At 59.4% G+C, this 14,185-nt stretch carries 14 protein-coding genes; 5 read left to right on the forward strand and 9 right to left on the reverse strand.

Annotation, left to right across the window (positions count from 1 at the left end):
* Window positions 1-81 precede the first annotated feature (81 nt).
* The 7 genes from PspS04_RS15520 to PspS04_RS28115 all read right to left on the reverse strand — a co-directional run bounded on the left by PspS04_RS15520 (window position 82) and on the right by PspS04_RS28115 (window position 6,241).
* Window positions 82-1,035 carry an HlyD family secretion protein gene (locus PspS04_RS15520; RefSeq protein ID WP_159996363.1) on the reverse strand — a complete coding sequence of 318 codons (954 nt, stop codon included), beginning with the start codon at window positions 1,033-1,035 and terminating at the stop codon, window positions 82-84.
* Window positions 1,032-1,235, reverse strand: coding sequence for a DUF1656 domain-containing protein (locus tag PspS04_RS15525; RefSeq protein ID WP_159996365.1), 204 nt, complete (start codon window positions 1,233-1,235; stop codon window positions 1,032-1,034). The genes PspS04_RS15520 and PspS04_RS15525 overlap by 4 nt, the downstream gene beginning before the upstream one ends.
* Entirely contained in the window at window positions 1,225-3,372 is a 2,148-nt protein-coding gene (locus PspS04_RS15530; RefSeq protein ID WP_159996367.1) for an FUSC family protein, read from the reverse strand. The genes PspS04_RS15525 and PspS04_RS15530 overlap by 11 nt, the downstream gene beginning before the upstream one ends.
* Before the next feature lie 22 nt (window positions 3,373-3,394).
* On the reverse strand, window positions 3,395-4,342 hold the full coding sequence (locus tag PspS04_RS15535; RefSeq protein ID WP_159996369.1) for a pirin family protein: 948 nt from the start codon (window positions 4,340-4,342) through the stop codon (window positions 3,395-3,397).
* A gap of 121 nt (window positions 4,343-4,463) precedes the next feature.
* Window positions 4,464-5,090 carry an isochorismate family cysteine hydrolase YcaC gene (gene ycaC, locus PspS04_RS15540; protein ID WP_159996371.1) on the reverse strand — a complete coding sequence of 209 codons (627 nt, stop codon included), beginning with the start codon at window positions 5,088-5,090 and terminating at the stop codon, window positions 4,464-4,466.
* Between the two features lie 76 nt (window positions 5,091-5,166).
* Entirely contained in the window at window positions 5,167-5,847 is a 681-nt protein-coding gene (locus PspS04_RS15545; RefSeq protein ID WP_095168578.1) for a hydrolase, read from the reverse strand.
* Entirely contained in the window at window positions 5,822-6,241 is a 420-nt protein-coding gene (locus PspS04_RS28115) for a pirin-like C-terminal cupin domain-containing protein (protein WP_159996373.1), read from the reverse strand. Before PspS04_RS28115 ends, PspS04_RS15545 begins: the two co-directional genes overlap by 26 nt.
* On the opposite strand from PspS04_RS28115, the gene PspS04_RS15555 reads away from it, so the two are divergent.
* Entirely contained in the window at window positions 6,159-7,061 is a 903-nt protein-coding gene (locus tag PspS04_RS15555) for a LysR substrate-binding domain-containing protein (RefSeq protein WP_159996375.1), read from the forward strand. The genes PspS04_RS28115 and PspS04_RS15555 overlap by 83 nt on opposite strands.
* A gap of 81 nt (window positions 7,062-7,142) precedes the next feature.
* Here the strand turns inward: PspS04_RS15555 and PspS04_RS15560 are convergent, their stop codons facing one another.
* Window positions 7,143-7,433 (reverse strand): fimbrial protein, encoded by a 291-nt coding sequence (locus PspS04_RS15560; protein ID WP_159996377.1) that lies wholly within the window; start codon window positions 7,431-7,433, stop codon window positions 7,143-7,145.
* A gap of 417 nt (window positions 7,434-7,850) precedes the next feature.
* Between PspS04_RS15560 and PspS04_RS15565 the strand changes: the two genes are divergently transcribed.
* From PspS04_RS15565 to PspS04_RS15580, 4 genes are read left to right on the forward strand one after another with little or no spacing between them, the layout of a single operon-like run.
* Window positions 7,851-9,908: a TonB-dependent siderophore receptor gene (locus PspS04_RS15565; protein ID WP_159996379.1), complete on the forward strand. Its 2,058-nt coding sequence runs from the start codon at window positions 7,851-7,853 to the stop codon at window positions 9,906-9,908.
* A gap of 2 nt (window positions 9,909-9,910) precedes the next feature.
* On the forward strand, window positions 9,911-10,879 hold the full coding sequence (locus tag PspS04_RS15570) for an ABC transporter ATP-binding protein (RefSeq protein WP_159996381.1): 969 nt from the start codon (window positions 9,911-9,913) through the stop codon (window positions 10,877-10,879).
* Window positions 10,876-12,108 carry an ABC transporter substrate-binding protein gene (locus PspS04_RS15575; protein ID WP_159996383.1) on the forward strand — a complete coding sequence of 411 codons (1,233 nt, stop codon included), beginning with the start codon at window positions 10,876-10,878 and terminating at the stop codon, window positions 12,106-12,108. Before PspS04_RS15570 ends, PspS04_RS15575 begins: the two co-directional genes overlap by 4 nt.
* Window positions 12,109-12,110: 2 nt before the next feature.
* Window positions 12,111-13,160 (forward strand): FecCD family ABC transporter permease, encoded by a 1,050-nt coding sequence (locus tag PspS04_RS15580; RefSeq protein ID WP_159996385.1) that lies wholly within the window; start codon window positions 12,111-12,113, stop codon window positions 13,158-13,160.
* Between the two features lie 9 nt (window positions 13,161-13,169).
* On the opposite strand, the gene PspS04_RS15585 is transcribed toward PspS04_RS15580, so the two are convergent.
* On the reverse strand, window positions 13,170-14,045 hold the full coding sequence (locus PspS04_RS15585; protein WP_095168558.1) for a LysR substrate-binding domain-containing protein: 876 nt from the start codon (window positions 14,043-14,045) through the stop codon (window positions 13,170-13,172).
* Window positions 14,046-14,185: the final 140 nt, after the last annotated feature.

Below are 14,185 nucleotides of genomic sequence, written 5' to 3' on the forward strand. Positions count from 1 at the left end.
TCACGCGGTACCCATCGGCGTTTGACCCGCCCCCAGTGATGAGCACCTTTTGCGAACGCGTTGTCGATGTAGCCGCGACGCCTACCTTTCGAGCACCGTCACGGTGGCCGTGGTGCCCGCACGCAGGCTGCCCTTGCGAGCATATTGCGGGTCTATCTGGATCCTGACGGGTACCCGCTGGGCCAGTTTCACCCAGGTGTAGCTGGGGTTGATGTTGGCTAGCAGGCGATTGCCCGGAGAGTTCTCCCGATCGGTAATGGCAAAGGCGATGCTCTGCACGATTCCGCCGAACGCCTCGCCACTCATCAGGTGGATTTGTACCCGGTCGCCCACCGCTATTCGCGGCAGCTTGGTTTCCTCGAAGTAGCCACTGAGATAAAACGAGTCACTGTCAACCAGCGCCAGCAGCGCGCTACCCGCACTGGCGTAATCGCCTTCGCGGGTCAGCAGGTTTGTCACGTAACCGCTGACAGGTGCCGTCACCCGAGTTCGTTGCAGGTCCAGTTCGGCCTGGGTCAATGCCGCAATGGCCAATTGCACATTGGCTTGCGCCAGGCCCAGGTTGGCCTGGTTGCTCAGCAGGTCCGCACGGGCAACCGCGACTTCAGTGCTGGCCTTCTCCCACTCCTCGCCGGAGATTGCAAAACCCTGTTTAAGGGTCCTTCTCCTGCGCTCCTCGCTCTGGCGCTGCTTGAGCAGTGCCTCACTGGAGATGATCGCCGCCTGGGATTGACCCTGCGTCGCCTTCGCCACTTCGACTGAGCGCTTGGCATGTTCGACCGCCAACGCGTAGCGTGCCGGATCGATTTGCAGCAGCAACTGGCCCTTCTCCACGTGCTGGTTATCCTGCACATGCAGGCTGACAATGCGCCCCGAGACATCGGCGGACAGCGTCACCACATCGGCGCGAACCCGCGCATCACGGGTCCAGGGCGAACGGGTGTAGTGATCCCAGGCAAACCAACCGAGCACCACGGCCAGTCCGACAACGACCACGGTCACCAGTTGGGCGACGATTTTCTTGTTCATTTTCATGAGGCACCCATCAGCAAAATCACCACCGCGCACACGCAGGCATACAGCGCACCTTCAAAAAGCGCTTCATGCCAGACAAACCTGAGCAACCCGACCCGGCGCAACCCCCAGTCCAGCAACAGGAAAATCGGCAAGGCCAACAGCAAGGCCTGGGCAATGGGCGGCAAGTAGACCCCGCCTACTTCGAAATCAATGGGCAAGGGCCGGGACTCCTGTGTCCACAGGTTGAAGAAACTCGCGATAACGCTCGATGAACGCGGCCACGATCAGCAGGGCCACGCGGATGCGGAAGACTGACCACAGGTGCTCATGCCCCGCTGCCAATTCACCGGAATGCAGTTGGTCCAGTTCGTCGCCCAGTTGGCGCAACTCTGCGGTCAAGCGCTGCAGGTCAACCCCTGGGCGATCCGCAACCAGACGCCCGGACTGCTGCAGCACCGATTGCAATCGGTCCTTGAGCTGCGGGCTCATCAGTGCATTGCCCTGCCCTTGCTGCTTGAGCTGATTAAGGGCCACTCCGAGCGCCATGCACGCCAGGCTGACTTCATAGAGTTGATTGCTGCGTGGGTCATTGGCCGCCGGCAGCAACCCCAGCATCATTGTCAGGCGATCGACCATGCGGCTTTCAAAGGCAAACTGCTGTTCATCGGCGGCCGAGGTCTTGAGCAGCAGATACACCTGTTCGCGAGTCTCACGAAACAGCCGATTGATACGCTGTGCCGGATTGAAGGGAAACACCCACGAATACACCAGCAAAGACAGCACACCGGCACAGACATAGGCGCCACTGAACTCGAACCACTGGATGGCGGTGTTCTGCCAGGCTCCGATATTTTGTGGGCCGACCATCAGAAAGGTCGACAGGCCCAGGCCCATGCCGATTCCGGCAGTCGCCGGACTGGCTAATCCCACCGCGATCACATACAGCAGCGGTGCGAGAATCAGCGCGAGCATTTCGAAATCAGCGATCGCGGGCACGAGCATGAACTGGTAGATCGCCGAGACAATCAGCGCCAGGCCGAGGCCCCGTACATAGTTCTGGCTGGCCAGCAATGGCCGTGGAAAGGTCGCCATCAACGAACACAGAATGCCCACCAGAATCATCCCGGCACGGGCCCCATCCCACCCGGTTTCGATCCAGATCAGGCCGGATACCAGCAACGCGGTAAAGGCGCGCACGGCATTCATCGCGGCCAGTCGAAAGTCCAGGTGCAGTGGATTGCTGCGGGGCTGCTGGTAGACGCAGCTGGCCTCGCGACCGTTCTGAATCGCGTCACTGAGCTCGAGGATTTCCTCCAGTTGTTGCAGCAGCCGAGCCTGTTCCCAGCGCAGTGCCCACGCCAGCGAACGCAAGGTGGCCGGCAGGTTTTCGCTCAGACGCTCGGCTTTTTCCGCCAGATGATCGAAGCGCTGCTGGAGCACCTTGAACTGATGCCGGGCTTCGCTGGACAGCGAACGACCCTGACTGGCCAACTCGTCGAGAAACAATAATTCGTCTTCGCGTAAGCGTTGGATATGCTCCGGAAGCTCGCCTTCCCAGCGCTCGGCGATCAATTTGCGTTGATGGCGCAAGACCGTCAGGCGCGAGGTCAGCAACACCAACTGATTACCCAGCAACTGCACCAGGCCGTTGGCGCTGCGCAAGCGCGGGGCATCGAAATACAAGTGCCGACGCAAGCCCTCCAGTGCGCTGATCTCCCCCAGCAGTTGCAGTTGACGCTTATGAAAGTCGGCCTCGCTTTCTTCGGTACGGATCACTGCCGCCGCGTGTTGCGCCATCAGCTTGAGCACTAGATCGACCTTGGCGAAGTAACCCCGGGCCACCGCTTCCGGGCGCGCGGTCAACAGACTGACCACGCAGACGCAGGCCACCGCCAACAAGGTCTCGGTAATCCGGGTAATGGCCAACATCAGCGTGTTGTCCTGCTCGGGCACTGCCAGGAGCGCCACCACTACCGCAGTGAAGCCACTGAGCACGAACGCGTGTGAACTGGTGTAGCGCAGCAGGGTGCCCCCGGCCGTGCATATTGCCAACCACAGAGCCAGGGTGATGATGAATGGCAGTGGCGCCTGAGGAAAGATCGCCATGATCAGCACCGCCACCGCCGCCCCTGCCGTGGTGCCAATGATCTGCGAAAAGCTGCGTTGCAGAGCCATGCCCCCCAGCGGCTGGCTGACGATGATCACCGCCATCACCGACCATTTCGGTTGATCCAGATCGAAAATGAACGCCAGGTACAGCGTCAACAGGCCGGCGGCGACTGTGCGCAAGGCAAACAGCAGCACCCCTAGCCCGGGGTTGAACACGACCTTGAAGTAGTTGATCAGTGGTTGCATGAACGTGCGCTATTCCCTGGCATTACCCACGCTGCCATGGCAATGGCGGGGCCACGAGGCGCTCACCGTCGAAACCTTCAACGTCCCCGAAGCGCTCCAGGTCGCGACTGTTCCAGGCTTCAAGGGCCTGGGCAATCTCCTGTTTGCTGTGGCCGACGAAGTTCCACCACAGCTGTATTTCTTCCTCAAAGGGTTCGCCGCCTAACAACAAGGCGCGAGCGCCCGCCGTCGATGACAGTTCAATCTCGTTGAGGCCACGTCCCAGGTAGGCCAACTCATCGCTGGCAAAGGCCTGCCCATTGATCGAGAACGTTCCTTCGAGAGGCAGGATGCCGTATTCGAATTCGGGCTCCACGGCCAATCGAACGCTGCTCGCGCCCTGGCTCCACACATCCAGCCCAACCAACGGGGAGTAGATACGGCTGGGCGCTGTATGACCGGCGAAATGTCCCGCCAACAAGGTGAAGCGCATCGCGCCTTCATCCCAGACCGGCAGTTGTGCGTAGTGATCGAACGCCGGGGCGCAGTCCTTGTGGGCATCGGGCAAGGCAATCCATAGCTGCGCAGCATGCAGATGATGCTCTTCGGGCAACGAAACCTCGGTGTGCGTGATACCTCGCCCGGCAGTCATCAGATTCACTTGCCCGGGGCTGATCACCTGTACGTTACCCAGGCTATCGCGGTGCAGGACTTCACCTTTGATCATCCAGGTGAAGGTCTGTAGGCCGATATGGGGATGGGGGCCGACGCGCAGCCCGGCATGGCTCTGGAACACTGCCGGACCCGCATGATCGAGAAAACACCAGGCACCGATCATCCGCCGCTGGCGCGAGGGCATCAGGCGATTGACGGTGATCCCCCCACCGACTTGCGCAGAGCGTGCGCTAATGCGCTGGATCGTCCGGCCACCGGCTTGCATCGGGCAATCCGATGAGTTCGACAGTTGGCATTCGGGTTCTTGATTGCTCATTTTTATCTCTCCTGTGGCCAGGCTTTGAACTCAACTCCCGACAGGAACAGGCCCCGATAGAGCAGGGCCTGTTCCGACACTTACAAAAAGCCAGCGGCGCTGATACCGCCCTGCTCCGCACTTACTTGTCGGAAGTCAGCTTGGTGTAGCTGGTGATCAAGTTGCGATAGTCCGGAATGTGGTTGGAGAACAACGCTCCCAGCCCTTCGATATCGTTGCGCCAGTCGCGGTGCAGCTCACAGGCCAAGCCGAACCAGGTCATCAGTTGTGCGCCGGCAGACGACATGCGGTTCAAGGCTGAATCGCGGGTCAGGGCATTGAAGGTGCCGGAAGCGTCGGTCACCACAAACACTTCAAAACCGGCCTCAATCGCCGACAGTGCTGGAAATGCTACGCAGACTTCGGTCACCACCCCGGCGATGATCAGTTGCTTTTTACCAGTGGCTTTGATGGCCTTGACGAAATCCTCGTTGTCCCAAGCATTAATCTGGCCTGGACGCGCAATGTAAGGGGCGTCGGGGAACAACGCTTTCAACTCCGGCACCAACGGGCCGTTCGGCCCCGTTTCAAAGCTGGTGGTGAGAATGGTCGGCAGTTTGAAGTACTTGGCCAGATCGGCCAGCGCCAACACATTGTTCTTGAACTTGTCCGGGTCGATGTCGCGGACCAGCGACAACAGACCGGTCTGATGGTCGACCAACAACACAGCCGCTTGATCTTTATCCAGACGTTTATAGGCAGTGGACATTTTCATTCTCCTGGTGAACAACGCAAGCCCCGAGGGCTTCATCTGATGAGGGGAACTCCCCCCGTGACGTACCCGATTACTTGCGCTGGGAATCCAGCACTTCATTGTTTTTTGCTACGTCTTGAGCCCTCATGTAGCTTTCGATCAGTAACTGATAGGCCGGGAAAATCTTGGTGTACACCTCAGCCCATTGTTGTGCATCGTCGCGGTTCCAGGATTTTTGTATCTCAGATGCAACAGCACCGGTATCCATCGGCACCACACCGGCCTGGACCACTCGGGCGAGCGTAATTTCCTGGGCCATTTTGCTGTAGGTGCCGGACGCATCCACCACAGCGAAGACCTGATAACCGTCATACACGGCGCTGATTGCCGGGAACGCCATGCACACGCTAGTGATGGTGCCGGCGATGATGAGTTGCTTCTTGCCCGTGGCTTTCACTGCAGCCACAAATTCGGGGTTGTCCCAAGCATTGATCTCACCCTTGCGCGCCACATATTGGGCGTGAGGAGCATTTTCATGAATCTCAGGGATCAATGGACCATTCGGGCCTTGCGGCACAGAGGCCGTGGTAATGACCGGGATCTTGGCCAGGGACGCCATTTTAGCCAACGCCGCAGCACGCAGGCGTAGCTCGGGCATCGGCATATCGCCCACGGTCTGGAACAGACCACTCTGGTGGTCGATCAACAGCATGACGGCATTGGAAGGATCAATGACGGGTCTTTGGTTATTGAAGTTCGCCGGGGTACTCATAACGTGCTCCTTTGAGAAAAGACGGCCTCGCGGCCGACAGGTTTCGCAATGCCAAGCAATGACACTGCAAAATGATCAAGGGGGTCTGTTCAACATAGCCGTTGTTGAAGTCGGCGATGGCCTGGACTATTTCTACTTCGCTAATCATGACAAAAGGACCATGGCCAACCAGGGGCTCATCGATTCGCCCTGTGCAGAGCAGGACGGTTGCCAAAAGACCTGAGGGAACGAACCTTAGTCGTCGAGGTTGGATGCCGGTAGTGGCTGGATTAGACTTCACAGTCTCAAAAATGGAACGATCGAGGCCTCGAGTGATTGATCTCAATGAACTCTTTCTGTACGCAAAAGTGGTGGAACATGCCGGCTTCGCTCCGGCAGGTCGCGCCCTCAACATGCCAAAATCCACCTTGAGTCGACGGGTCAGTCAGTTGGAGATGCGGCTGGGCGTACGCCTTATTCAGCGCTCGACCAGGCAATTCCAGGTTACCGATATCGGTCAGGCCTATTACCGCCATTGCGTGGCCATGATGGCGGAAGCTGAGTCGGCGGAAGATGTCATCGAACAGAGCCGGTCAGAGCCCCGAGGGGTGATTCGCCTGAGTTGCACCACGCCACTGCTGAATTTCTGGGTAGCCCCACTACTGGGCAAGTTCATGGCGCAATGCCCTTCGGTGGAACTCTATGTAAAGAGTTTCAACCGAAGGGTTGATGTCATCAGCGAGGGATATGACATCGCCTTGAGCTTATGTTTTCCACCGCTGGAAAGTAGTGACTTGGTCATGAGAGTCCTGGCCAGGAGTCCACAGGTACTGGTTGCCAGCCCGGTTTTCATGCAGCGCTATCCACGGTTGGAACTACCGACGGACCTGGTGGATCTTCCAAGTATCCACTGGGGAGCACCGCTGCCGAATTACAACTGGCACTTGAACGGCCCCAACGGGGCCACCGCACTCATCAGCCATATTCCGCGCTTGGTCAGCGACGATATGGCAGTACTGAAAAGTGCAGTGCTTCAGGGGGTCGGCATTGCCAGCATGCCGTTGACCGTGGTCCGGGAAGAAATCGCCGACGGTCGTTTGTTGACGCTCATTCCACAATGGAAGCCCGATGAAGGGGTGATCACCGCCGTATTCCCCTCGCGCCGAGGCCTACTGCCTTCCGTACGCTCGCTAATTGACTATCTCGCCAATTCATTTGAGCACAATGATCAATAAGCTAAAGGGGCTTGTTGGGGTTGGTATACCGGGATGGTTCAGTCGCAGTGCAACCACTGCACCGGCGCCTCCCCCCACTGCTTATTGATAATCCAGCGTGAACGTGGCGGTCGCATTGGCCGGCCCCGGTGTCACACTGCCCCCGAACTGGAAGTACCGCGCCTTCAACGGGATGCTATAGAACCCTCCTTCAATCCCGGAAGGGGTTATGCCGCTGGGACGCAAGACCGACAGCGGGAACGGCGTACCCGAGCCGGTGCCGATTTGCAAACCGACTCCCGTCGCCGCCGGACTGTCGCCCGGGGCACTGGGATTGAGACTGAGGATGCCCTGGGCCGGATTGTATGCACCCAGCGTCGGGTCGATACGCACCTGCAGGACGTTCGCCTGGCGCTTGTTAAGGTTGGTGACGACACCGTCAGTGCCCCAACCGGGACCGCTGGTTTTGTAGAAGCCATGGCATGAAGACCGACCACAGTTTGTCCACTGTCCAAGGCATACACACTCTCACGAACGGTGTCTGAGCGAACCACCAGAACGCCCGCCAAATACAGCTCAAGCATTCGCGACTGATCGACGTCGGTGGCCCGGTCCGTGGCAGCCGATCCGCGCAGTGGGCCGACAGCGCTGTCGCCACCCAGGGTATTCCTTGATTGCTGAAAAACCCATCTATTGTTATGTTATAACGATGTGTCGACGCGTAAAATTTCAGCCTACCCACGCACCTCCGGTCTCTCAATGACAAAAAAATCCTCCTCTAAACACCTCTTTCTGGCTGGGATCGCGTGCATGTTTTCCCCGCCAGGGAGCGCAGATGATTCGACTCTCGAGCTGGGCGCGACGGAAGTTTTCGGTACCCGTGAACAAGGGTACCGCTCGACCATAGCGCCGACGGCAAACAAGAGCCCTACCCCAGCCAAGGAAACGCCTTTCTCCATTCAGACGGTTACCCGCGAACTGATTGAAGATCGGGGAGTCACGACCTTGGGTGAGGCGATTCGGACCGTGCCGGGAGTTACCAACCAAGTGGGTTTTGGCGCTCTGAATGATCGATTCCGACTGCGTGGTTTTGCCACGGAAAGCAATCTGAAGAACGGCATTCGCCGTAGCAGCTTCGCCAGCGTCGACGAACTGGTCAACATCGAACAGATAGAAGTATTGAAGGGGCCGGCGTCCGCCCTGTACGGGCGTTTTGAGCCCGGTGGCGTGGTCAATCTGGTGACCAAGAAACCCCAACACGAGCAGCGCACTCAGGTCGATGTGAGTGCCGGCCGCTACGACTTCTACCGCACCACACTCGACAGCACCGGCCCCCTGGGCGAAACACTTGACTATCGCTTTACCGCTGCCTGGCAGGACAACGGCAGCTTCCGTGACTTCGTCAATAATGAGAGCAAATTCTTCTCGCCCGTGTTGACGTGGCAGCTGGCACCGCAGACCTCACTGACCTTCGAGTTTGAATACGCGCGCAAGGTCGCCGACATGGACCGCGGATTCGGTAACAACCCTCGTTATCTGGATGCGCCAATCGAGCGCAACTTCGCAGAGCCTGACACCCGCAACAGCGCCATCAGCAAGCTGGCCTCGGTAACCCTGGACCACGCCTTGACGGATGACTGGGATCTGCATGCGGCCATTCAAGCCTCGGATTCGCGTTTGCAAACCTCGTGGTACGCCTACGGCTTTGTCAATGGCGGAATCGGCGGTAGCGAGGACAATCCCACCGTCAGCCGGCGGCCGCAGCTCAATCATGATCGCCAGATAGACGCGACCGCGCTGGCAGAAATCAGTCGCAGCTTTCGCACTGGCCCGATCAATCACCGACTGCTGTTCGGTGCCGAGTACAGCCGGGACTGGTGGGATTACGATTCCGCGGCCGGTACCAGCAGCACGATCGATTTCAATAATCCGGTGTATGGCACGCCTCCCTCCCCCCTGAGCCGGACAGGCGAAGGGCGCTTCATCAACGACTCATGGGCGCTGTACACCCAGGACGAACTGAGCTTTGGTAGCAGGGAGCAATGGCGCCTGTTGCTGGGGGGCCGCTTCGATCAAATCGACGCCTCGGCCATCGACGACTACTACGGGCTGAGTGAGCCATCAACCGCAACCTTCAACGCCTTTTCCCCCCGAGTGGGTATCACCTGGACGCCGGTCGAAGCCTTATCACTCTATGCCAGCTGGTCGCGTTCAATGCGCACCGAATTGAACAACGGGATCCTGGAAGGCGGTCAACTCGCCAAACCGGTGAAAGGCGAGCAGTTCGAAGTGGGTACCAAGCTCAGCCTGCTCAATGGGCGCTTCACCCCGACCTTGGCGGTTTTCGATATTCGCCGTCGTGATGGCCTGGTCGCCGACCCGAACGACCCTACGTTCACCTACAGCATTCAAGTGGGCGAGCAACGCAGCAAAGGCTGGGAGCTTGACTTGCCGTTCGTGGTCACCGAGCGCTGGCGCCTGCTTGCCAGCTATACCCAGCTTGATACCACCATCAGCAAAGACAGCGACGGTGGCCTGCAAGGCAATCGCCTGGCCAACGCACCGCAACGCAACGCCAGTCTATGGAGCACCTACGATTTGCCTGGTGTTTCGGGGTTGAGCATCGGCATGGGTGCCAATTACGTGGGTGAACGGCAGGCGAACAACAGCAATACCTTTACCCTGCCCTCCTATACCCGCTGGGATAGCAACGTTACGTATCGCTTCGGCCAGGCACTGCGCTACCGCGTACAACTGAATGTGCAGAACCTGTTTGACAAGCGCTACTACGATTCGGGCGGCAGTTTCGTGCCGATGTATCCGGGGGCTCCGCGTACTGCAATGGTTACCCTTGGCGCGGCGTTTTAAGCATGCTGCGTAGCTACGCACTAGAAGTCGGATACCGCCGACAAGCCGTACTCGGTCCCCTCGACCTGCATTTACCCAAAGGGCGCCTGGTGTGTCTGCTGGGCGCGAATGGCGCCGGCAAGTCGACGCTGATCCGCACATTGAGCGCCATGCAGCGGGCTGTCTCAGGGCGCATCGAATTGGATGGGCAGCCGCTTGATTCCCTCGCCCCGGCAGAACGCGCCAAACGCATGGCCGTGGTGTTGACCGATCGGGTCGATCCGGGCGCACTTAGCGGCTTTGAACTGGCCGCGCTCGGACGCTACCCGCATGTCGGCTGGGCTGGAAGACTCAACGAACACGATCGGCACATCGTCACCCAGGCACTCGAACACGCAGGCGCTGCGGGTCTGGCAGCCAAGGCGGTGGCAAACATGTCCGACGGCGAGCGCCAGAAAGTCCTGTTGGCACGCGCCTTGGCACAACAGCCCAAGGTGCTGATCCTGGATGAGATCACCGCCTTCCTGGACCTGCCGCGGCGTATTGAAACCTTGCGGCTGCTGCAGCAGCTGGCACGAGAGCGGGATCTGGCCATTCTTTTGTCGTGCCATGACCTTGAACTTGCCCTGCGCTGCGCCGATCTGCTGTGGCTGATCGATCAGTCGCGCCAATTGCAGTGTGGCGCCCCGGAAGACCTGGTGCTTGATGGACGGCTTGGGCAAACCTTCTCCAGCAATGGCTTGCACTTTGACCTGGAGCGTGGCGAGTGGGGCCTTGCAGCCATGCCGGGGCGTCCCGTGCGCTTGCAAGCATCTGGGATCACACGCGTGTGGACGCAACGCGCCTTGCACCGGATCGGCTATCAGGAGGCCGAGCACGCCGCGCTGCATATCAGCGCAGAGTCGATGGATTTTCGTCTGCGTGACGGTGAGCGCACTCAGCGCTTCAGCAGTCTCGGACAACTGGTTGTGGCGCTGGAGGCATTGCCATGAGTTGGCATCTGTGGGCGGTGCTTTTACTGTTGATTTGTGTGCCAGGATGCGATGCGCGCCAAGCTTCGCTGGCTCGCGTTCAGCCTGCGCATAACGTCGGTATGCAGCCCGAACACAACCAACTGGAGGCATGCGTTGCTGACTATCATGCCGGTGTCGACTACTTTCCGCAGCGCGCCAGTTTTAGCTGGTCAGATCAGTTGTCCGTCGAATACGGACTGAATTTCAAACGTTTGCGATTTCGCTCCAGCGTCAATGCGGGAGAGCCCCTGGAGATTGTTTTAGTCCAGTGTGGTACGCCGACACCTGCGCATTCGCCTGCAACACTGGTGGTCCAGGTACCGATTCAGCGCCTGGCAACCGGTAACTCGGCAATGTTGGGGGCGGCGGATGAGCTAGGTATCGTTGACCGACTGGTGGGCATCGAGAATGTCCGCGCGCCTACCGTGGAATCAGTGCGCAAACGAGTTGCAAGCGGCCACATCCACGAGCTGTGGGGCAATGCCCACTCAAATATCGAACCGATCATGGCGGCCCAGCCGGATGTCTATCTGAGCTTCTTCTCCGCCTACCCGCAATTCAATATTCATCCGCAGTTGCAGCAAGTCGGCGTGCTGGCCCTGCCTCAGGCCGATCATCTTGAAAGCCACCCTCTTGGCCGGGCTGAATGGTTGAAGTTCCTGGCGTTACTGGTGAACCGCGAAGCTCAAGCCAATCGCCAATTCGCTGCGATTGAACGCGACTATCTGCGTTGGTCCGCATTGACCAGCGATCTGCAGCAGCGTCCTCTGGTCATGGCGGGCTTCCCCTCTGGTCGTGGCAGTTTCGAGGTATTTGGCGGCCTCAATCAGCGGGCCCGATTGATTGCCGATGCGGGTGGGCAATACGTGCTTGAGCAGTCCCGGGAACGAGGCAGCCTGGTGCAGGTAAGTTTCGAACACCTCTACGAGAAAGGCGCCGCGGCCCCCTTCTGGCTGGGTGCCAAGCCTGGGTACGCCTCGCTGCCGCAGATGCTCGCAACCAGCCCCCACAGTCGCTGGTTTCGTGCAGCGCGTGAGGGCCGGGTATATGCCTTCGACCAAGGCTACACAGGTGCCTGGGCTTCGCCCTATCAGGACCAGAGCATGACCCGGCCGCACGTGTTGTTGGCCGAACTGGTCCAAGTGCTGCACCCACAACTGTCGCCTTCCGCCCTCCCCTCCAACGTATTTGTTCGCAAGTTGCCATGACCATGATCATCAAACACGCCCCTTCATTTACTTACCTGCCCGTTGGGTGTCGCTACGTGTTGTTGGCGCTCTTGACCCTGACCTTGCTGATCGCTGAATTGACCATCGGCGCTGTAGACATCCCGGTCACAGCGATTCTTGGCGCACTGGCGGGCGGTTCGATCGAGACTGTCTGGCACAACATCCTTTTTCAGTTTCGTCTGCCTCGCGCCTTGAATGCGCTGGTCAGCGGAGGAGCGCTGGGGGCAGCAGGATTGTTGCTGCAGACGCTGTTTCGCAACCCCCTGGCAGACCCGTATGTCCTCGGCATCGTCCACAGCGCGCGGTTGGGCGCCGCCGTACTGGTGACATTCTCCGGGGTGGCAGGTAACGCCTGGTTGAGCCAGTTCGGCTTGGCAGGCGACGTAGGACTGGCGCTTGCCTCCGTTGCAGGATCGACCTTGCTGTTGAGCCTGCTGGCGTTTATTTCCGGGCGGGTCAACACCATCACCCTGCTGATCAGCGGGCTGATGCTCGGTTACATGGCCGTGGGCTTGATCAGTGTGTTGCTGCACTTTGTCGATGAGAACCAGGCGCGGGCTTTCAAGGCGTGGGATGACGCAAGTTTCGCTGGCGCGACTGGCGCGCAGTTGCGCTTGCTGATACCCGGAGTCCTGCTTGGCTTTGCCGCCCTATGGGCACTGTCCAAGCCTCTTAACGCGCTGCTCCTTGGCGACCGTTATGCGGCATCGATGGGCATGCCGGTAAAACGCATTCGCCGGATTGCCCTGTTCATCGCGGCATGGCTCTGCGGGCTGGTCACCGCCTATTGCGGACCGGTGGCTTTTCTTGGCCTGGTCGCAGCGCAAGTCGCCCGAGGGGTCATACCCAGCGCAGATCACCGACTGCTGATGCCTGCGGCCGTGCTCCTGGGTTCCTCGCTTGGGCTGGCGGCCGATCTGGTCACTCATCTGCCGTGGAGCCGACACGTGTTGCACCTCAATGCCGTGATCGGCCTGGTGGGGGCACCCATCGCGCTCTACGTATTGCTGCGTCCACACGCCAGGCCATGATCCCCCACCTCACTCAGCCAGCCCCTCTCGAACCACGTTAAAAAACGTCGTCAGGATACGCCGCGAACTCTGCGCGCGCAGGCACACCAGCGTCTCGGTGAAGCGCCGCTGACAATCGACGATGGGCAACCCGCGAAGCCGTGAATCAGAGCCCAGCTCGGTCGCCGAGACAACCCCGACACCCATGCCAATCGCCACCGCTTCACGTGCGGCTTCGCGCCCATCCACTTCGATCGCCTTGCGGATGCGCAAGCCTGCGGTGGCCATTTCTTCCTCCAGGCACAGGCGCGTCATCGAGCCTTTTTCCCGCAGCACTAGCGGCGTGTCGTGCAGGTCGCCAAGGCTGATGGATTCGCGTTGCGCCCAGGGATGATCAAGCGCGACGAACGCCAGCATCGGATCGCTGCGCAAGGGCAGCGACAGCAGTCGGTCGTCCTCGATAGTGCGACCCAGCAGGGCGATGTCGGCCTGATGAGCGAATAAGCGTTGCAGCACCTCATCGGTATTGGCGGTTTCAATCTTCACATCGATACCGGGGTAACGCCTGCAAAAGCGTGCGACATAGGGCAGCACATGCACCGGCGCATCCACGGCGAGGTTCAGGGATCCCGTGGACAGGGTGCGATAGTCCATCAGCATGTCGTGGGCATCGACACTGATATCAAACAAGCGCCGGGTCAGGCCGAACAACCGCTCGCCCACTTCAGTCAGGCGCACCTGGCGCTTGTCGCGGTAGAACACCATCACCCCGTAATAGTCCTCGAGCTTGCGTACCTGGTCGGACACCGCCGGTTGAGACAGGCAGAGCTGCTCGGCCGCGCGGGTGAAACTGCCGTTGACGGCAACCGCGTGGAACGCCTTGAGTTGGGTATGGGAAATGGTCATCGCGGCAGCCTTGGCATAGGTTCAACTTATTCATGCATACGCTAAATCGATTTTATTTATAGACGATGAACTGCAAGCATGGTTTTCGCAAGCCCCGGACCAGTGTTCGAACACTGCCGCCCTCGTCTCAGCCCGGAAGC

Source organism: Pseudomonas sp. S04 (genome assembly GCF_009834545.1).
Taxonomy (GTDB): domain Bacteria; phylum Pseudomonadota; class Gammaproteobacteria; order Pseudomonadales; family Pseudomonadaceae; genus Aquipseudomonas.

What these genes read in the sequence shown, in the direction of transcription:
- PspS04_RS15520 (WP_159996363.1), bottom strand. Translation starts at nt 1,035, where the DNA reads ATGAAAATGAACAAGAAAATCGTCGCCCAACTGGTGACCGTGGTCGTT.
- PspS04_RS15530 (WP_159996367.1), bottom strand. Translation starts at nt 3,372, where the DNA reads ATGCAACCACTGATCAACTACTTCAAGGTCGTGTTCAACCCCGGGCTA.
- PspS04_RS15535 (WP_159996369.1), bottom strand. Translation starts at nt 4,342, where the DNA reads ATGAGCAATCAAGAACCCGAATGCCAACTGTCGAACTCATCGGATTGC.
- ycaC (WP_159996371.1), bottom strand. Translation starts at nt 5,090, where the DNA reads ATGTCCACTGCCTATAAACGTCTGGATAAAGATCAAGCGGCTGTGTTG.
- PspS04_RS15545 (WP_095168578.1), bottom strand. Translation starts at nt 5,847, where the DNA reads ATGAGTACCCCGGCGAACTTCAATAACCAAAGACCCGTCATTGATCCT.
- PspS04_RS28115 (WP_159996373.1), bottom strand. Translation starts at nt 6,241, where the DNA reads ATGTTGAGGGCGCGACCTGCCGGAGCGAAGCCGGCATGTTCCACCACT.
- PspS04_RS15565 (WP_159996379.1), top strand. Translation starts at nt 7,851, where the DNA reads ATGTTTTCCCCGCCAGGGAGCGCAGATGATTCGACTCTCGAGCTGGGC.
- PspS04_RS15570 (WP_159996381.1), top strand. Translation starts at nt 9,911, where the DNA reads ATGCTGCGTAGCTACGCACTAGAAGTCGGATACCGCCGACAAGCCGTA.
- PspS04_RS15575 (WP_159996383.1), top strand. Translation starts at nt 10,876, where the DNA reads ATGAGTTGGCATCTGTGGGCGGTGCTTTTACTGTTGATTTGTGTGCCA.
- PspS04_RS15580 (WP_159996385.1), top strand. Translation starts at nt 12,111, where the DNA reads ATGATCATCAAACACGCCCCTTCATTTACTTACCTGCCCGTTGGGTGT.
- PspS04_RS15585 (WP_095168558.1), bottom strand. Translation starts at nt 14,045, where the DNA reads ATGACCATTTCCCATACCCAACTCAAGGCGTTCCACGCGGTTGCCGTC.